The following is an 18,414-nucleotide window of genomic DNA, read 5'->3' on the forward strand; positions in this document are numbered from 1 at the left end:
CAAAGGTAGAAGTCTGTGAAACAGAACTCCCTGAAAGGATGGTTCAAGAGCGGCGCCCCGGGCGTCTGGATCAGCGGTGGCGCGGTGTCCATCGCGGTCATCATGACCATTGGCCTGTTGGCGGTGATTGCCGTGCGCGGTCTGGGTCACTTCTGGCCGGCGGATCTTGTCCACGCCAACTACGACGTACCGGGCCAGGCCAATCACCTGGTCATCGGTGAAGTGGTACAGAAAGAAGAAGTGCCGCGTGCACGTCTGAAGAGCGCTGGTTTGCCGGTGCCGGACCAGGGCCCGGAGTTCATGACCCGCGAGCTGATCAAGGTCGGCAACCGTGACTTGAACGGCAACGACTTCACCTGGATCGTCGGCGAGTGGCTGACCAACCAGACCACGCCGCCAGAGCTGATGGCGATCGAGCGTCGTGAGTGGGGCAACTTCTACGGCTATCTGGTCAACGTCAAACAGGACGGCAAAGTCATCGCCGAGGGCGAAGCGGCATGGCCTGAACTGCAAGCGCGGATCAACCGTGTGAACGGTCTGGCGGCGCAACTCAAGTCGCTGGAAAAAACCGACATTGGCGCGATCAACTCGGGTCTGGAGCGCATCCGTCTGCACGGTCGCAAACTGGAACTGGAAGGCAAGCTCGACGCCACCGCGCAAGCGGACATGGAATCCGAGCGCGCCGAACTCAACGCCCGTTATCAGGACATCGAAGCGCGTCTGTCGGATCTGCATGCGCAGTTCAACCGCGACAGCCTGACCGCTCGCGATGCCAACGGCAAAGAGCTGGAAATCGGTCTGGGCAAAGTGGTTCACGCCTACCAGCCGAACGCCATGAGCACCTTCACCAAGGTTCGTTTCTATTTCGGCAAGATCTGGGAATTCCTCTCGGATGACCCGCGTGAAGCCAACACCGAAGGCGGGATTTTCCCGGCGATTTTCGGCACCGTGATGATGACCTTGATCATGGCGATGATCGTCACCCCGTTCGGCGTACTGGCAGCGGTGTACCTGCGTGAATACGCCAAGCAGAACACCCTGACCCGGATCATCCGGATTGCGGTAAACAACCTCGCTGGCGTACCGGCCATCGTTTACGGCGTGTTCGGTCTGGGTTTCTTTGTTTACGTGCTGGGTGGTTCGGTTGACCGCTTGTTCTTCCCGGAAGCGCTGCCGGCACCGACCTTCGGTACGCCGGGTCTGCTCTGGGCGTCGCTGACCCTGGCGCTGCTGGCGGTGCCGGTGGTGATCGTGGCCACCGAAGAAGGTCTGGCGCGCATCCCGCGTACCGTGCGTGAAGGCTCGCTGGCCCTCGGCGCGACCAAGGCCGAGACGCTGTGGAAGATTGTGATTCCAATGGCCAGCCCGGCGATGATGACCGGCATGATCCTCGCCGTGGCTCGCGCCGCCGGTGAAGTGGCGCCGCTGATGCTGGTGGGTGTGGTGAAACTGGCGCCGTCGCTGCCGGTGGATGGCAACTACCCGTATCTGCACCTGGATCAGAAGATCATGCACCTGGGCTTCCACATCTATGACGTCGGCTTCCAGAGCCCGAACGTCGAAGCGGCCCGCCCGCTGGTGTACGCCACGGCGCTGCTGCTGGTGCTGGTGATCGCGACCCTGAACCTGTCGGCAGTGTGGATTCGAAACCATCTGCGCGAAAAGTACAAAGCACTGGATAGCTGATTTTCAGCACTGATTTCTATGTGGGAGCCAGCCTGCTGGCGATGGCAGCACCGCGGTTTATAGACAAACCGCAGCGCCTGAATCGCCAGCAGGCTGGCTCCCACGAAAACTGAACCGAATTTGTTAGCACAGGGGAGCCTCCCATGCAGCACGAAGCACATACCCACGGCATCAACATGTCCGCCCTGGGCCGCGACAAGCAGAGCCTGAACCTCGAACAGGAAACCGTGGCCATCGAAGTGCCGGGCCTGAGCCTGTACTACGGCGAGAAACAAGCACTGTTCGACGTCAGCATGAACATCCCGAAACAGCGCGTGACGGCCTTCATTGGTCCGTCCGGCTGCGGCAAGTCCACGCTGCTGCGCACCTTCAACCGGATGAACGATCTGGTTGACGGCTGCCGCGTCGAAGGCGCGATCAACCTGTACGGCAACAACATCTATCGCAAGGGCGAAGACGTTGCCGAGCTGCGTCGTCGTGTCGGCATGGTGTTCCAGAAGCCCAACCCGTTCCCGAAAACCATCTACGAAAACGTGGTTTACGGTTTGCGCATTCAGGGCATCAACAAGAAGCGCATCCTCGACGAAGCAGTCGAGTGGGCATTGAAAGGCGCGGCGCTGTGGGACGAAGTCAAAGACCGTCTGCACGAGTCGGCACTCGGCCTGTCCGGTGGTCAGCAGCAACGTCTGGTGATCGCCCGTACCATCGCCGTAGAACCTGAAGTGCTGCTGCTCGACGAACCGTGCTCGGCCCTTGACCCGATCTCGACCCTGAAAGTCGAAGAGCTGATCTACGAGCTGAAATCCAAGTTCACCATCGTCATCGTTACCCACAACATGCAACAGGCTGCGCGGGTGTCCGACTACACGGCGTTCATGTACATGGGCAAACTGGTGGAATTCGGCGACACCGACACGCTGTTCACCAATCCGGCGAAGAAGCAGACCGAAGACTACATCACCGGTCGTTATGGCTGACAGATGGTGGTTGCCCACTGAATTGATGCTGCGGCCCGCCGCACCTTACCGGACGCTCCAAGGACGCCAAGATGATTAGTAAAGAAGGTCTTACCCACCACATTTCCGCGCAGTTCAACGCCGAACTGGAAGAAGTGCGCAGCCATCTGCTGGCCATGGGCGGGCTGGTGGAGAAGCAGGTCAACGACGCCGTGACTGCGCTGATCGAGGCCGACTCCGGTCTGGCCCAGCAAGTGCGCGAGATCGATGACCAGATCAATCAGATGGAACGCAACATCGACGAAGAATGCCTGCGCATTCTGGCCCGTCGCCAGCCGGCGGCGTCCGACTTGCGTCTGATCATCAGCATCTCCAAGTCGGTGATCGACCTGGAGCGCATCGGCGACGAAGCGACCAAGATCGCCCGCCGCGCCATTCAGTTGTGTGAAGAAGGCGAAGCGCCGCGTGGTTACGTCGAAGTGCGGCACATCGGCGACCAGGTGCGCAACATGGTGCGCGATGCGCTCGACGCCTTTGCCCGCTTCGATGCCGATCTGGCGCTTTCAGTCGCCCAGTACGACAAGGTCATCGACCGCGAGTACAAGACCGCCCTGCGTGAACTCGCCACCTACATGATGGAAGATCCGCGCTCTATCTCGCGGGTCTTGAGCATTATCTGGGTACTGCGCTCGCTGGAGCGGATCGGCGACCACGCGCGCAATATCTCGGAGCTGGTGATCTATCTGGTTCGCGGCACCGACGTGCGCCACATGGGCCTCAAGCGCATGAAGGCAGAAGTTGAGGGCACAAGCGGCGAAACCGCTAATGTTCCGGGCGATGCTGACGATAAGTAAGATTGCCTGAGTAAAGCGCCCGGTCCTTTGGCCGGGCGTTTTTGTTTATAGCTTTCGAATTAAAAAGCAGCACCCGCGAACGAAAAGTCCCGGCGTGACTGAAGAGTTTTGGCAATGTGCCATCAGCCAGCGTTATGCTTGCCGGGATTTTAATAGGGGTGTTGGATGAGCAAGATCAGTGTGTTGGTCGTGGACGACGCTTCGTTCATTCGTGACCTGGTGAAAAAGTGCCTGCGCAATTACTTCCCGGGGATTCGCACCGAGGACGCCATCAACGGCAAAAAGGCTCAGGCGATGCTGGCCCGCGAAGCGTTCGACCTGGTCCTGTGCGACTGGGAAATGCCGGAAATGTCCGGCCTCGAACTGCTGACCTGGTGCCGCGAGCAGGACAACCTCAAAACCATGCCGTTTGTCATGGTCACCAGCCGTGGCGATAAAGAGAACGTGGTGCAGGCGATTCAGGCCGGCGTTTCCGGCTACGTCAGCAAGCCGTTCACCAACGAACAGCTGCTGACCAAGGTCAAGCAGGCGCTGAACAAGGTCGGCAAGCTCGATACCCTGATGAACAGCGCGCCGACCAAGATGAACTCGGCATTCGGCAACGACTCCCTGAGCGCATTGACTGGGGGCAAAGCTGCGGTGATCGGTTCGGCTCCGGCCGCTGCTGCGGTCAATCCGTTTGCCAAACCTGCCGTCGTTGCTCCAGCCCCGGCTGCCGCGCCATCCCGTGGTCTGCTCAACAGTCCGCCGGTCAAGGCACCAGCCTCTGCGGCAGCGCCTGCCAGCGGTCGCGGCCAAGGCCAGTTGCGCCTGCCGAGTGGCAACCAGCAATGCGTGATCAAGGCGCTGAGCATCAAGGAAGCGCTGTTGGTAGTGAAACGCACTGACACCCTGCCGCAGATTCTCGACAGCGCCGTGCTCGATCTGGAGCAGGGCGACAACGCCGAAATTGCCCGCCTGAATGGCTACCTGCATGCCATCGTTGCCTTTGAGCAGAAACCTGACAGCGAATGGCTGCAACTGACTTTCCGCTTCGTCGATCAGGACGCGCAGAAGCTCGACTACATCTCGCGTCTGATCGCTCGTGGTACCGCACAGAAGCACTTCGTTCCGGGCGCGTAATCATCGTCGCCTGAAAGTCCGCCTTCGCGAGCAAGCTCGCTCCCACAGGGATCACGCTGAACCTGTGGGAGCTAGCCTGCTGGCGATGGGGTCATCAAAAGCACCACCCATCTCTCGCTCTCCCAATTTGAAACATCTGTCGACTAGCCTGGTCTGTCTCAGCTGCTAGGCTCTTTCCCAAGCCTTACTTCGACAGACTCTTGCCCATGCTCGCGCGCCTGCTGTTTTTCTGTGGTCTCTTCATGGCCTCCACCTCGGCTGTGGCCATGACCATTTACAAATCCACCGATGCCAACGGCGTGGTCTCGTACAGCGACCGGCCGAGCAAAGGCTCGCAGGTGTTCGTGTTTCAGGACCGCATGGTCGAGCGCCTCGAGCGCCAGGTGTATCTCGACATCAAGAAGCAGAAGGGCGCCGATGTGGTGTTCGTGCGCAACGATCTGTATGCGCCGGTCGAGATTGCACTGGCTTTTACCGGGCTGAGCAATGTGCGTGGCGCGCCGGGTCAAACCATCCGCAAGGTACTGCCGGCGCGCAGCAATACGCGTCTGGCGCTGCTCACGGCGATTAACGGCGGACAACCGCTGGTGTATTCGCCGCAGTTCCAATATTCCCTGGGCGACCCCACGGGAGCGGCTCAGGGCTATCGCTATCCATTGCCGTGGCGTGGCGGGCCGTTTCGTCTCAGCCAGGGCGCCAATGGTCAGTACAGCCACTTCGGGCCGAAGAACAAATACGCGATGGACATCGCCATGCCGGTCGGCACGCCGATCATTGCGGCGCGGGCAGGCATCGTGGTCAAAACCGAGAACTCACAGACCGGACGCGGTACTGATCCGTCGGGCAATTTCGTCCGGGTGCTGCACGACGACGGGACAATGGGCGTGTATCTGCACCTCAAGCAAGGTTCGGTGAGCGTACGAGAGGGACAGCGGGTAGTGGTGGGCAGTCCTTTAGCGTTGTCGGGCAATACCGGCAACAGCAGCGGCCCGCACCTGCACTTTGTGGTGCAGCGCAATACCGGGCTGGGGCTGGTGTCGATTCCGTATCAGTTCAACCAGCCGCTGGGTGCGCTGCCCAACTTTGCGTTGGGCAAGCAGTAGGAAGGGATGTTGGGAGTCATTGTGGCGAGGGAGCTTTGCCCACTTGCGTCAATCCAGCATCAACACCTTGGCCAGAACGATCTTCGGCCCTTTCATCTTTTTGATGATGATCCGCAGGCCTTCGACTTCCAGCACTTCTTCCTCTTCCGGTACCCGTTTCAGGGTTTCGTAGATCAGACCGGCGAGGGTTTCAGCCTCGATGTGATCGAGGTCGATGCCCAGCAGGCGTTCAACCTTGAACAACGGCGTATCGCCACGCACCAGCAACTTGCCCGGCTGATAGGCGAGGATGCCGCGTTCGGCCTTGCGGTGTTCGTCCTGAATGTCGCCGACCAGCACTTCCAGCACGTCTTCCATGGTCAGGTAGCCGATGATGTTGCCGTCGGCTTCTTCGACTACGGCGAAGTGCGAGCCGCCCTTGCGGAACTGTTCCAGCAGTTGCGACAGCGGCATGTGCCGTGAAACGCGCTCCAGCGGGCGGGTCAGTTCGGCGAGGTTGAACGACTCGGGAATGTGATCCAGCGCCGCCAGTTCCAGCAACAGATCCTTGATGTGCAGCAAGCCGACGAACTCTTGGCGCTCGCTGTCGTACACCGGATAACGGCTGAACTTGTGGCGACGGAACATCGCCAGAATTTCCTTGAGCGGAGCGTTGAACTCCAGCGTGATCAAGTCTTCCCGGGAGTTGGCCCAGTCGACCACTTCCAGTTCGCCCATTTCCACCGCCGAGGCCAAAACACGCATGCCTTGGTCGCTCGGGTCCTGGCCACGGCTCGAGTGCAGAATCAGTTTCAGCTCTTCGCGACTGTAGTGGTGTTCATGGTGCGGGCCGGGCTCGCCTTGACCGGCGATACGCAGAATCGCGTTGGCGCTGGCGTTGAGCAGGTAGATCGCCGGGTACATCGCCCAGTAGAACAGGTACAGCGGCACCGCCGTCCACAGCGACAACAGCTCGGGTTTACGGATTGCCCAGGATTTTGGCGCCAGTTCACCGACGACGATGTGCAGATAGGAAATGACGAAGAACGCGGCGAAGAACGACACGCCTTTGATCACTTCCGGCGACTGCACGCCGACGGTTTCCAGCAGTGGCTCGAGAATGTGCGCAAACGCCGGCTCACCAACCCAGCCGAGGCCGAGGGAGGCGAGGGTGATGCCGAGCTGGCACGCCGAGAGATACGCATCGAGCTGACTGTGTACGGTGCGCAGGATGTGCCCGCGCCAGCCGTTTTTGTCAGCGATGGCCTCGACCCGGGTCGAGCGCAGTTTGACCATGGCGAATTCCGCCGCAACGAAGAATCCGTTGAGCAAAACCAGGATCAGAGCGAAAAGAATCATGCCGAAATCGGCGAAAATTGTAGCGAGGGACAAGCCAGGGGAAGGGTCCATGATGGAGTTTTGCGGGTTCCGTGTAATTCAAAAGAGAGAAAAATCATTGCCTGAAAGGCAGGCACAAGTCAGCCAATGTAGCGGCTGATATGGCGATTGCCTAGTGGCGGATTACTCAGCGGCGCGGATTACCTGAGCCCGGGCCACCTGCGCCGGGGCGAAATGGCAGGTGAACGTGCTGCCGTGGCCGGGCACGCTGCTGATCTCCATGCGTGCGCGGTGGCGCAATAGAACGTGTTTGACGATGGCCAGACCGAGCCCGGTGCCGCCGGTGTTGGAATTGCGGCTGGAGTCGACGCGGTAGAAGCGTTCGGTCAGGCGCGGCAGGTGTTTGCTGTCGATGCCGATCCCCGAATCCTGCACGCTCAGGTGCGCGCCTTGCTCGTCGCCCCACCAGCGAATGCGGATGTTGCCTTCGGCCGGGGTGTATTTCACCGCGTTGAACACCAGATTGGAAAACGCACTGCGCAATTCCGCTTCGCTGCCCTTGAGCAGCAGGCTGGCGTCGGCTTCCAGTGTGATGTGCTGGTTTTTCGAGCCGGATAATTGCTGCGCGTCGCTTTTGATCGATTGCAGCAGTGAGTCGACAGAAGTCGGCTGATTGTCCGACGGATAATCGGTGGCTTCCAGTTTCGCCAGCAACAGCAGGTCATTGAGCAGCGTCTGCATGCGTCCGCCCTGTTGCTGCATCTGCTGCAAGGCACGGCTCCAGCGCGGGTTCACCTCTTCGACGTTGTCGAGCAGGGTTTCCAGATACCCGCAGATCACCGTCAGCGGCGTGCGCAATTCGTGGGAGACGTTGGCGATGAAGTCTTTGCGCATCTGCTCCAACTGATGAATACGCGTGACGTCGCGTACCAGCATCAGGTGTTCGTTGTTGCCGTAGCGGGTCAGGTACAACTGAATGCGCACGCGATCATTGGTCGGCGAGGGGATTTCCAGCGGTTCGGCGTAGCTTTCCTGCTCGAAATATTCCTTGAAGCGCGGATGGCGCACCAGGTTGGTCACCGGTTGACCGCTGTCCTGCGGGGTTTTGAGGCCGAGCAGGGTTTCAGCGGCGCGGTTCCACCATTCGAGGTTGCCGTCGCTGTCGAGCATGATCACCGCGTCTTTCAGCGCGGCGGTGGACTCTTGAACCCGGTCGATCACCGCTTGCAGGCGTCCGCGCACCCGTTGGTCGCGGCGTTGCAGGTGATAGATGCTGTCGAACACTTCGCCCCACAGGCCATAGCCGTCGGGCGGTGCTTCATCGGGTTGGTGCAGGCGCAGCCATTCGTGCAGACGCAGCAGTTGCTTGAGCGTCCAGCCCAGATAAATCCCCAGGCCCGCCGCCAGGCTCCAGCCGTAATAGCCGGTGATCAGGCCGATCACCAGACACGCGGTGACCAGCAACAGCATGTGGCGAATCAGGGTGCCATGCCAGTTTTGATTCACGGAAAATACGGTCCTTGTCTGCGGGGCTGGCGGTCGGATCAGGCCTTGGTGGAAAACCGGTAGCCAGTGCCGCGCACGGTTTGTACCAGATTTTCGTAGGCATCGCCGAGGGCCTTGCGCAGGCGCCGGATATGCACGTCGACGGTGCGTTCTTCCACATAGACGTTGCCGCCCCAGACCTGATCCAGCAACTGGCCACGGGTGTAGGCGCGTTCCTGGTGGGTCATGAAGAATTGCAGCAGTCGGTATTCGGTCGGGCCCATCTCGGCCGGTTTGCCGTCGATGGTCACGCGGTGGCTGATCGGGTCGAGCAGCAGGCCGCCGACTTCAATCGGCGCTTCGCCATCGGTCGGCCCGGCGCGACGCAGTACAGCCTTGAGGCGTGCCACCAGTTCGCGAGGGGAAAACGGTTTGGTGATGTAATCGTCGGCACCGACTTCAAGACCCTGGATCTTGTTGTCCTCTTCGCCCTTGGCAGTAAGCATGATGATCGGGATGTCCCCGGTCAGCTCATCACGCTTGAGGCGCCGGGCCAGTTCAATGCCGGAGGTGCCGGGCAGCATCCAGTCGAGCAGGATCAAGTCCGGCTTGCGGTCGACGATGATGGCATGCGCCTGCTGCGAGTTCTCCGCCTCGAGGCAGTCATAGCCGGCCATTTCCAACGCAACGGCGATCATTTCGCGAATGGGCGCTTCGTCGTCGACGATCAGAATGCTCCTGCCAACCATGCCTTAATCCTCTTGTCATTTAACTGTCTTGCGCCGCATTAGATAACGGAATTATTGCAGTCGTGTGACAGTATTTCAGCGTCCGGCGATTGTGCAAATCCTCAACTAAGCTCTAAGTCCGAATCCTGACAACCACAAGAGAAGGTTTCCATGACTCAAATGACTGCTTCTTTCAAAGCCCTGCTGATGGCTGCTGCCCTGACTTTGCCTGGATTTGCCATGGCCGCCGAGCCGGCCATGATGAAGGACGGCATGATGGTCGATCATAAAGGCATGACCGTTTATACGTTCGACAAGGACGCTGGCGGCAAGTCGATGTGCAGCGGCGATTGCGCGAAGAACTGGCCGCCGATGATGGCGCCGGCGGGTGCCAAGGCTGAAGGCAAGTGGACGGTCATCAAACGCGATGACGGCATGATGCAATACGCCTATGACGGCAAGCCGCTTTACACCTTCATGAAGGACGAAAAACCTGGAGAAATGAAAGGTGATGGCATGAAGGATGTGTGGCACGTAGTGCACGAGCACAAGTAAACGCAAATCCCCTGTGGGAGCGAGCTTGCTCGCGAAAGCGGTGTGTCAGTAACCCGTTTGCTGGCTGACACGACGCCTTCGCGAGCAAGCTCGCTCCCACAGGTTTGAATCCTCAGCGCAGCGCGTAATCCAGCACGATCCCGACGAAAATCGCCAATCCTGCCCAGTGGTTATGCAAAAACGCCTGGAAGCAACGCATCCGGTCCTTGCCACGGGTGTACCAGAACTCCCAGACAAAGCATCCCGCCGCAGCCAGCAAACCGATGTGAAACCAGCCGCCGAGCTCGAACTTCGATCCGGCCAGCAACAGGCAACCCAGCGCCAGCGTCTGCAAGGTCAGGATGATCACCCGGTCGGCATCGCCGAACAGAATCGCCGTGGATTTCACGCCGATCTTCAAGTCGTCATCGCGGTCGGTCATCGCGTAGTAGGTGTCGTATCCCACCGTCCACAGCAGATTGGCGATCCACAGTAACCACGCCGCTGCGGGCAGGTTGCCGGTCTCGGCGGTGAACGCCATCGGCATGCCCCAGGAAAACGTCGCGCCCAGCACCACTTGCGGGTAATAGGTGTAGCGCTTCATGAACGGATAGGTGAACGCCAGCGCCAGCCCGCCAAGTGAGAGCCAGATGGTTGGGGCATTGGTGCACAGCACCAGCAGGAAACTCACGCCCATCAGCAGCGCAAAAAACACCAGAGCTTCTTTCGAGCTGATCCTGCCTGCCGCCAATGGCCGTTGCGCAGTGCGTTTGACGTGGCCGTCGACCTTGCGGTCGGCCCAGTCGTTGATCACGCAGCCGCCGGCACGGGTCAACACCACGCCGAGGACGAAAATCACGATATTGGCCAGCGATGGCGAGCCTTTGCCGGCAATCCACAGCGCCCACAGCGTCGGCCACAGCAGCAGGTAAATGCCGATCGGCTTGTCCATGCGCGTCAGCTGGACGAAATCCCAGGCGCGCGGGTTCAAGCGGTTCAGCGACTTGAGCAGGCTCTGATACATCAGCAGTTCTCCGGATGGGCGCGTGCGGCGCTCCACAGGGTCGGTAGAAAAATCTCCGCCACCAGCACGCTCAGTGCGCCACGGTCGAAACGCGAACGGCGGCCCCACAGTTCAGGTGCGCGGGATGCTTCGGGCAACCATTGTTCGGGGTAGTGACAGACCTCAATGGCGCGGCGCTGGAAGGCGTGATCACAGAACAGCAATTCACCCAGCGAGCGGCTGCCGAGTTCATCCATGTGCAAGCCGTCGCCCTGCAACGCACTGCGCGATGCCACGCTGCGGGCAAACACCCAGGCCTCGCCGTGACCGCGCAAATACACTTCGCGCACCCAGCCTTCGCTGCCTTCGGCCAGATTCAGCGCCGCACATTCATCGGCGCGCAAGGTGTTCCAGCCTTCGAACAACGGCGTGACGCTGAAGCCGTCAGCGGACAGCCTCGTCAGGCGACGGGTCAACGAACCTTCGTCGAACAACCAGTTCAGGGTCAACGAATCGGGGAGGGGCGACAATCGGCTCTGAGTCAGCCAGAGCGGGGCCGGGCAGGGATTTGTGTGTTGCACAATGAGTCATTATTGGCCGCAAATGAGGCCGCGAGCTTAACATGTCGAACTGCGATATTGATTGATCCGGGTCGCCGTTGCGCCGAACAGGCTTGCATCTGCCCGGCGTGATCAGTACAAAACGCGCTGAGCCGGATGGCAACGCAACACCCATCGACCGTTCGCGCCAGTCAAAGCCTGAATCCTGAGGAAGTATTTGAATGAAAAAGTGGCAATGCATCGTCTGCGGCCTGATCTACAACGAAGCCGATGGTTGGCCGGATGACGGCATTGCGCCGGGCACCGCATGGCAGGACGTACCGGAAGACTGGCTGTGCCCGGACTGCGGAGTCGGCAAAATGGACTTCGAAATGATCGAAATCAACTGAGTAAACACTGAGGAGTAAGGCATGAGCGCACCTGTCGTAATCATCGGCACCGGGTTGGCGGGTTACAACCTGGCCCGGGAGTATCGCAAGCTCGATAGCGAAACCCCGCTGTTGCTGATTACCGCCGATGACGGGCGCTCTTACTCCAAGCCGATGCTGTCGACTGGTTTCGGCAAGAACAAGGACGCCGACGGCCTGAGCATGGCCGAACCCGGCGCGATGGCCGAGCAGTTGAAAGCCGAAGTGCGCACCCACACGCGCATCAGCGGCATCGATGCCGGTCACAAGCGCCTGTGGATCGGCGAGGAAGCGGTGGCCTATCGCGACCTGATCCTCGCCTGGGGCGCGGAAACCGTGCGGGTGCCGATTGAAGGTGACGGCGCGGATCTGGTGTTCCCGATCAACGATCTGGAAGACTACGCACGCTTTCGTGCCGCGGCGGCGGGCAAGCGCCGGGTATTGCTGCTCGGCGCCGGCCTGATTGGCTGTGAATTCGCCAACGACTTGATCCTTGGCGGCTACGAAGTGCAATTGGTTGCTCCATGTGAACAAGTCATGCCGACCCTGCTGCACCCGGCGGCGGCCGCAGCGGTACAGGCCGGGCTGGAAAGCCTTGGCGCACGTTTCCATCTCGGCCCGGTGCTGACCCGCCTGCAAAAGGTTGCCGATGGCCTCGAAGCACATCTGTCCGACGGTCAGGTCATCGCTTGCGACGTGGTGGTGTCGGCCATCGGCCTGCGCCCACGAATCGATCTGGCGGCGGCTGCCGGTGTTCAGGTCAACCGTGGCGTCGTGGTCGACCGGCATCTGAAAACCTCACACGCCAATATCTATGCCTTGGGCGATTGCGCCGAGGTCGACGGGCTGAACTTGCTGTACGTGATGCCCCTCATGAGCTGTGCGAGAGCGCTGGCACAAACCCTCGCCGGTAACCCCGTCGCCGTGAGCTACGGCCCGATGCCGATCACTGTGAAAACCCCGGTATGCCCGCTGGTGGTTTCGCCGCCGCCACGGGGCGTCGAAGGTGTCTGGACTGTCGAAGGCCAGGATGCCGACATCAAGGCCCTGTGCCACGGCGCAGACGGTCAGTTGCTCGGTTACGCGCTGACTGGCGCGGCGGTGATGGAAAAACTCGCGCTGAACAAACAGCTTCCGGCCCTGCTGGCGTAAATACCGGTCGTTCTGTCGGAATCACCCCGCTTTTGCCCCTACAAAGGTCGCGGGGAGACTGGCGCAGCCGGTATCCGCGTGCCATTCTCACTCCCGTCTGCCGCAGAGTAGAGCCTGCGGCGCCTTGGGCGCTGTTCCAACGAGAACAGCACGGACATAACAACAAAAAACCGTCAAAGGGGCTTCACTAATGCGTAAACCAGAACTCGCCGCTGCAATCGCTGAAAAAGCAGATCTGACCAAAGAACAGGCCAACCGCGTTCTCAACGCCGTTCTCGAAGAAATCACCGGCGCTCTGCACCGCAAGGACAGCGTCACGCTGGTGGGCTTCGGCACCTTCCTGCAACGCCACCGCGGCGCCCGCACCGGCAAAAACCCGCAAACCGGCGAGCCGGTGAAAATCAAGGCCAGCAACACCGTTGCGTTCAAGCCAGGCAAATCGTTGAAAGACAGCGTTAATCCTTAATTGCGGCGAACTCCTCGAATCGCGAGGAGAACCGCAATAAAAAATGGGCACACCGATTGCGGTCGGGTGCCCATTTTTTATGCTTGATGGATGCGCTCAGTTGCGTCGAAAGCAGGCTTTGCCGTTGCCAAAATCCACAGCCAGGCAGTTTGGCTCAATCGCCAATTGCAGATCCTGGAACAAGGCGGACAAATCGCTGTTGGAGGTCGCTTTGGTTTCGCTGTTCAGCGTCAACATGTTGTCCTGCACTGTCCAGGTGCCTTTGGCGAAACCGTCGGCACTGCCGTACGCCACGCCTGCGTCAAAGGTGCCGTCCTGGCGCAGTAACAACTCGGCGCCCATTTCCATTGCTCCGTAGAGATAGTAATGGCCGTCCATTGGCGGGGTGTCCGCTGAGGCTTGTGTGACGGGAAGCCACATCAGTGCTGCAAAAAACAGGGGTTTCAATTCCATGAGGTAATGCTCCTTACCAGCTCCCGTAGGGGATGCCGTATTTTTCGATGTAGGCTTTGGATTCAAGTGATAGAGGCAAGGCATAGTGCCCCTCATTTTTTCCTTGATACGGACCTTCCTTCAATACACTTCCTTCGACCCGAGCTATCTCGACAGACTTGAGGCAAGTCCCTCCAAGCCAGACCTTCACAATGCCGCCGGGAGCCAAGCCAATTCCGATGTCGTCGCGGTAGTCAGTGATCCATTTACCATCAAGTCTGCAGAATGCTTGCTCGGGTTTGCGCATGATTTCCCGGGCAGTTTCGGGAATGATGACATAGGCCTCATAGGTTTGAGGCTCCGCTAGAGACTGCCAGCGTACGTAGATCAAGCGAGGCAGGTCGGCGCCGGTGACATCACGACCCGCGCCACTTCCGGGGTTTTCGGGCCAACCTGCGGGCTTGCCTTTGTAATCAGCGGGAGCTCTTACCGAAGCAATTCCGGCCCCAACACGCCGGAACACCCGTTCTCGAACATCTACGACGTCGGCGGTTTCAATCCAGACCTCCATGTAGTCCGGGGCTCCAAAGCCAAGAAACCATGGCACGTTACCCGCAGCATGAGAGCCCTCTTGTACGCAGCCGGCCAGTAACAAGCCTAAAAGAAGGCTCTTGCCTTTTTTGAAAATGCGAATGAAGTTAGTCATGGGGGTGCACCACTCGTTGCTTGTTCTTACTGGGGCGGTTGATAAACACAATGTTCATGTCGCTGCTATTCAAATCCTTGGCTGCGTTCCAGTTAGCGGAAAGATGGATATAGCGGCTACGTAACAGTGCCCTTTCTTTGATAGTCAGTCCTTCAACGGAAGACTCACCCAAGGCGTACGCCTGAAGTTTCTTATGGATGGGGATCAACTCTTCGGGCAGTTTTAGAGCTGGCGTTGCCGGGATGACCTTGAAAGGCACATCTGCTCGGACTGCAAGTTCATGCATGATGCGCAAATACACTAACGACAGTTCACCATGTACCGGGCGTTCAATGCTGGCTGCAGCATAAACCCGCTTCTGAGGTTCCTGCCTGAAACTGCCTTTTTCTGATGATTGACTTACGGGTTTTTCCCAGAATGCCACCCGCAGTTGGCTGCCTGGGGAGTCATCCTCTATGACTCCCTTCGCATACCATGCAAAGGCTTCTTTCTCGGCTTCAACATATGCTGCACTGCGGGCGCTCTCCTTATCTCGGCTAATGGTGCTGGTGATCGGTTTGCTCAGCAGGAGTTTTTCCTTAGCTCTGGGTAAATAACCGCCACCGAGATCCGAGTGTGAGCCGGGCAAAACCAGATCAATGTCACCTAAGCTGTTAAGCGCGAAGTTTTCACGAAACTCATCACGTGCAACCAAATGCACCACTTTGTTGGCGCAACCGTCTGGCAGTTTCAGATCGACGAAGGGATTCCTGCTATTGGCGCCAGTAAAGTCCAGCAGCCATGGGTTGGCGATTGCCGTGACGGTATCAAACAGGCCAATGAAGTTGATGGCGATGCTCGATTTCTGGCTCCAGTCAAAGCTGCTGGAAAAACCCGGAGAGCCCGCCGGCAAAGCGTTTGCGAGAGAACTGCGCTCATTTTTGAGTATCTCATTCGCAAAATGTCGAGCCGCTGCCGAACCTCGACTGAACCCAAAAATATCAACCTCGATGCTTTCCATGAGTACATTTGGATTCTTTTCAATCAGCAATCGCATTCGACCAATGATTTTTTCAGGACTCTGCTCAACTCGGGCTGACACACCTGTATCACCTCTGCCTGTTGCCTGAGCGTAAATCGAGTCACTCCCGTCAGCTGTAGTACCAATTCCTTCGATGTACACACGCAAAGAAGCGCTTTTCGCTTTCTCCGGCAGGGTTTCGAAAGCATGGTCCGTATATAGCTCATACAGCCGAACAATGTTGCTCACATCATTCCCATAGCTGTTATCCGGCGAATTCCCGTCCCCGTCATAACCATAAGTGGCGCAGTGTTTCTGAATCTCTTCAGCCGCTTCCGCCAGATTGGCATCCGGCGCATAGCAAGCGGCGACTGTCTCGCTGTTGGCTTTGTTGTTCCCCGTCCCATCAAAAAACACGCCGATACGCAAAGTAATACCCCCAGGCGTTTCGTCCTCCAGATCGACTTCTTCTTCCTCTTCTTCGAGTTCTTCCTCTACACGTGCCTGTGCCTGTGCTGCTGGAGCTGACGCAACGGACAACATGCCATCCAGCCCAGGCAGGAGCAGATGGGTGCCTGCACTGTCCGGTGGCTTGCGCCCCGTCTCGATTTCGGTGCTGGTGAAAATCCCGTCGGCATCGATCACGATGTGATGACCGCCCGCTTTCAGCGTGATGCTGGCGCCGGCATCCAGCACTACACTGGCCCCGGCCTTGAGATGCACTTGCTGGCCGGCTTCGATGTCGAGGGATTTTCCAACGCTGGTGTGGCTGTTGCCGTTGATGGTTTCACGGCGCTCGTTGCCCACTTCCAACTGAATGCTGTTACCGATTTTCTGCGCCAAGTCGCGTTGTGCACGCAGGTAGATCAACTCCTGCCCGGCGCGATCTTCTATCGACAGTTCGTTGTAGCCACCGGTATGGGGCGAGCTGTGGCTGCGCAGTACGGTTCTGGTTTTGTGATCGGGCAAGGAGTAGGGCGGCAAGGTGGATTTGTTTGCCACGCAGCCGGTAATCAGTGGTTTGTCAGGGTCGCCCTCGAGAAAGGTCACCACGACTTCCATGCCGATGCGCGGAAGGGTCACGGTGCCGAAGTGATCCCCGGCCCACCCCGTCGCCACACGTACCCAGCAACTGCTGCGCTCACTGTTCAGTTCGGCGCGATCCCACGGCAGTTCAATCTTCACGCGCCCGAATTCATCGCAGTAGATCTCTTCGTGCGCCGGCCCGGTAACTCGTGCGGTCTGAGCCACCAGTGGTGGTCGACGCGCTGGCAACGGCGGGCGGAAAACAACTTCTGCGGGAATCACGCTGAAGGTATTTCGATAGCCTTGGGTGAACCCGTCGGCGGCTTTGATTTCACTGGGGATCGATTCTTCGAGCACTTGTGGTTGTCGCCCATCGTGCTGAACGCTGAGCAACAGCCACAAGTCGTTGCACTGTTTGCGCGGGTGTTCAGTCAGATCGAAGAGGTGCCCACAGCGCAGGATCTGCTGATCGCTTTCACCCTCACCCAGTTCATAGTCGCTGCGATGCCGCTCCAGCGCCTGACGGGCAATTTGCTTGCCGCGCTTTTCGTTCTCGATCAGCAACGGATAACGGTAGTCCTCCAGGGCTGGAGTGAATTCGGCGGTGAAGCGGCTTTCAAGCAACAAACCTGGGCGTTTCAGGTCGTAGTCGCGGCGGGTGACGGTGCTGGTGCGAGTGCTGTTACGCACACTGAACCGGCTGACCACCGGGTGCTCGGCGACCATGCCGGTGTCCTGCTGATACGGTGTCGCACCCAACGTGGGGAGAAATACCTGGTCATCGGTGAACACCAGCAAATGCCCGTCCGCCGAATGCTGATGATGCCAGGCGATTCCGTCCTCGGCGCACAGGCGCTGAATGAATTCGAAGTCGCTTTCCGCATACTGGGTGCAATAGTCGCGTGGCGGGTTCGGGGTGACATGAAAGGTAAACGCATCACTTTGAATGCCGTGATCCTTGAACACCTGCGCGATGATCTGCTGCACCGTGCGGTGCTGAAAAATCCTTTGATCATGACTGAACTGCAAATAGTGCAGCGCCGGCACCAGCGTCAGTTGATAGTGCGTCAGCCGTCGTCCTGTCTCACCAACGCTCACATCCTCAATGCGTCCATGAATCCCCTCGTTGTTGAACCCGAATTGCAGAAATGCCGGTTGACTGAGCAAGCCTTCCAGGTCGATATCCGCTCGTTCGCTGACCAGCTTGATCCGGATGGCGTAAAGGCTGCTGATGGCTTCATCACCATCGAATGCCAACACCTTGAAGTCGTGGCGAACTCCGGGAATTTGCAAGGTAAAAGGCGCGCAAGTGCCCGTACTGAACATACGCTTGTCCTTAAGCAAGTGAGTCGATGCGCGGTGTTCGATCGTCCCTGATCGCCACGCGAAAAGAATTTGCCAAGGCAAGCTAGCAACGCAGGAAATAAATTGATGTAAGAAGTATCTCTGACATTTGTCAGAGCATTCCGGGCGTGAAAGTGTGGTGTGGGTTGAAGGAAATGACTGTGGGAAAGTAATTCGATAATTATTGAGTTAGCACGAAAGTGCAGTGTTTTCCGAGGCTGTGTAAGTTTCAACGAAATGAAATGCCATCACATTGATGGCACTTTTGTTGTGCGCTGTTGTCAGCGGTAATTGTTTTATGAATCCAATGAATTTTAGGAAGAATCCTACTTCTATTTTTTTCGAGAATGGTCATGCTTGCCGCCGTGTAATGGAGCCGGCGTGCTGCGCGAAGCCATCGAGGTCGAGCGGGCCGCTCTGGAGCAAGGGTTTCGAGGGGGCAGGGCAAATGTACACAATATAAGCCGACATCAGGGAACCCCCTGCAACATATAGGGCGATCTCTTACGCAGGGCAATGAACACTTCGTCTTG

17 protein-coding genes are annotated in these 18,414 nt (G+C 58.5%); 9 read left to right on the top strand and 8 right to left on the bottom strand.

The genetic code is table 11. The features are described 5' to 3' along the window. Positions 1-15 precede the first annotated feature (15 nt). From pstA to ACTWLJ_RS07540, 5 genes are all read left to right on the top strand, one after another. On the top strand, positions 16-1,686 hold the full coding sequence (pstA, locus tag ACTWLJ_RS07520) for a phosphate ABC transporter permease PstA (RefSeq protein ID WP_445180421.1): 1,671 nt from the start codon (positions 16-18) through the stop codon (positions 1,684-1,686). Positions 1,687-1,829: 143 nt separating this feature from the next. After that, positions 1,830-2,663: a phosphate ABC transporter ATP-binding protein PstB gene (gene pstB / locus ACTWLJ_RS07525; RefSeq protein WP_064116474.1), complete on the top strand. Its 834-nt coding sequence runs from the start codon at positions 1,830-1,832 to the stop codon at positions 2,661-2,663. A gap of 71 nt (positions 2,664-2,734) precedes the next feature. Further along, the gene (gene phoU / locus ACTWLJ_RS07530; RefSeq protein WP_401219923.1) at positions 2,735-3,496 is read left to right on the top strand and encodes a phosphate signaling complex protein PhoU; all 762 of its coding nucleotides are present in this window, start codon (positions 2,735-2,737) and stop codon (positions 3,494-3,496) included. A gap of 165 nt (positions 3,497-3,661) precedes the next feature. Continuing rightward, positions 3,662-4,618, top strand: a complete 957-nt coding sequence (locus ACTWLJ_RS07535) for a response regulator (protein WP_401219926.1) — start codon at positions 3,662-3,664, stop codon at positions 4,616-4,618. A 206-nt stretch (positions 4,619-4,824) separates the two neighbouring features. Further along, a complete protein-coding gene (locus tag ACTWLJ_RS07540; RefSeq protein WP_445180422.1) occupies positions 4,825-5,721 on the top strand; it encodes a peptidoglycan DD-metalloendopeptidase family protein in 897 nt (298 codons plus the stop codon). Between the two features lie 48 nt (positions 5,722-5,769). Here the strand turns inward: ACTWLJ_RS07540 and ACTWLJ_RS07545 are convergent, their stop codons facing one another. From ACTWLJ_RS07545 to phoB, 3 genes are all read right to left on the bottom strand, one after another. Continuing rightward, positions 5,770-7,110: a hemolysin family protein gene (locus ACTWLJ_RS07545; RefSeq protein ID WP_401219930.1), complete on the bottom strand. Its 1,341-nt coding sequence runs from the start codon at positions 7,108-7,110 to the stop codon at positions 5,770-5,772. Between the two features lie 111 nt (positions 7,111-7,221). Next, positions 7,222-8,508: a phosphate regulon sensor histidine kinase PhoR gene (phoR, locus tag ACTWLJ_RS07550; RefSeq protein ID WP_445181334.1), complete on the bottom strand. Its 1,287-nt coding sequence runs from the start codon at positions 8,506-8,508 to the stop codon at positions 7,222-7,224. A 74-nt stretch (positions 8,509-8,582) separates the two neighbouring features. Next, positions 8,583-9,272 (bottom strand): phosphate regulon transcriptional regulator PhoB, encoded by a 690-nt coding sequence (gene phoB / locus ACTWLJ_RS07555; protein WP_007896474.1) that lies wholly within the window; start codon positions 9,270-9,272, stop codon positions 8,583-8,585. Positions 9,273-9,422: 150 nt separating this feature from the next. Here phoB and ACTWLJ_RS07560 point away from each other — a divergent pair, with 150 nt between their 5' ends. Then, positions 9,423-9,806, top strand: a complete 384-nt coding sequence (locus ACTWLJ_RS07560) for a COG4315 family predicted lipoprotein (RefSeq protein ID WP_401219934.1) — start codon at positions 9,423-9,425, stop codon at positions 9,804-9,806. Positions 9,807-9,918: 112 nt separating this feature from the next. On the opposite strand, the gene ubiA is transcribed toward ACTWLJ_RS07560, so the two are convergent. Continuing rightward, the gene (ubiA, locus tag ACTWLJ_RS07565; protein ID WP_445180423.1) at positions 9,919-10,809 is read right to left on the bottom strand and encodes a 4-hydroxybenzoate octaprenyltransferase; all 891 of its coding nucleotides are present in this window, start codon (positions 10,807-10,809) and stop codon (positions 9,919-9,921) included. Continuing rightward, the gene (locus ACTWLJ_RS07570) at positions 10,809-11,369 is read right to left on the bottom strand and encodes a chorismate--pyruvate lyase family protein (RefSeq protein WP_445180424.1); all 561 of its coding nucleotides are present in this window, start codon (positions 11,367-11,369) and stop codon (positions 10,809-10,811) included. Before ACTWLJ_RS07570 ends, ubiA begins: the two co-directional genes overlap by 1 nt. 200 nt (positions 11,370-11,569) lie before the next feature. Between ACTWLJ_RS07570 and ACTWLJ_RS07575 the strand changes: the two genes are divergently transcribed. The 3 genes from ACTWLJ_RS07575 (at position 11,570) to ACTWLJ_RS07585 (ending at position 13,373) form a co-directional block, all read left to right on the top strand. Beyond that, positions 11,570-11,737 carry a rubredoxin gene (locus tag ACTWLJ_RS07575; protein ID WP_064589849.1) on the top strand — a complete coding sequence of 56 codons (168 nt, stop codon included), beginning with the start codon at positions 11,570-11,572 and terminating at the stop codon, positions 11,735-11,737. Between the two features lie 21 nt (positions 11,738-11,758). Further along, positions 11,759-12,907 (top strand): NAD(P)/FAD-dependent oxidoreductase, encoded by a 1,149-nt coding sequence (locus ACTWLJ_RS07580; RefSeq protein ID WP_445180425.1) that lies wholly within the window; start codon positions 11,759-11,761, stop codon positions 12,905-12,907. Positions 12,908-13,097: 190 nt separating this feature from the next. Further along, positions 13,098-13,373 (top strand): HU family DNA-binding protein, encoded by a 276-nt coding sequence (locus ACTWLJ_RS07585; protein ID WP_003213368.1) that lies wholly within the window; start codon positions 13,098-13,100, stop codon positions 13,371-13,373. A gap of 96 nt (positions 13,374-13,469) precedes the next feature. On the opposite strand, the gene ACTWLJ_RS07590 is transcribed toward ACTWLJ_RS07585, so the two are convergent. The 3 genes from ACTWLJ_RS07590 to tssI are packed head-to-tail and all read right to left on the bottom strand — an operon-like array spanning position 13,470 to position 17,863. Beyond that, positions 13,470-13,826, bottom strand: coding sequence for a hypothetical protein (locus ACTWLJ_RS07590; protein WP_445180426.1), 357 nt, complete (start codon positions 13,824-13,826; stop codon positions 13,470-13,472). A gap of 13 nt (positions 13,827-13,839) precedes the next feature. Next, positions 13,840-14,511 carry a DUF2931 family protein gene (locus tag ACTWLJ_RS07595; RefSeq protein WP_445180427.1) on the bottom strand — a complete coding sequence of 224 codons (672 nt, stop codon included), beginning with the start codon at positions 14,509-14,511 and terminating at the stop codon, positions 13,840-13,842. Next, positions 14,504-17,863, bottom strand: coding sequence for a type VI secretion system tip protein TssI/VgrG (gene tssI / locus ACTWLJ_RS07600; RefSeq protein WP_445180428.1), 3,360 nt, complete (start codon positions 17,861-17,863; stop codon positions 14,504-14,506). Before tssI ends, ACTWLJ_RS07595 begins: the two co-directional genes overlap by 8 nt. Positions 17,864-18,414 lie beyond the last annotated feature (551 nt).

The organism is Pseudomonas sp. McL0111, from assembly GCF_052567255.1.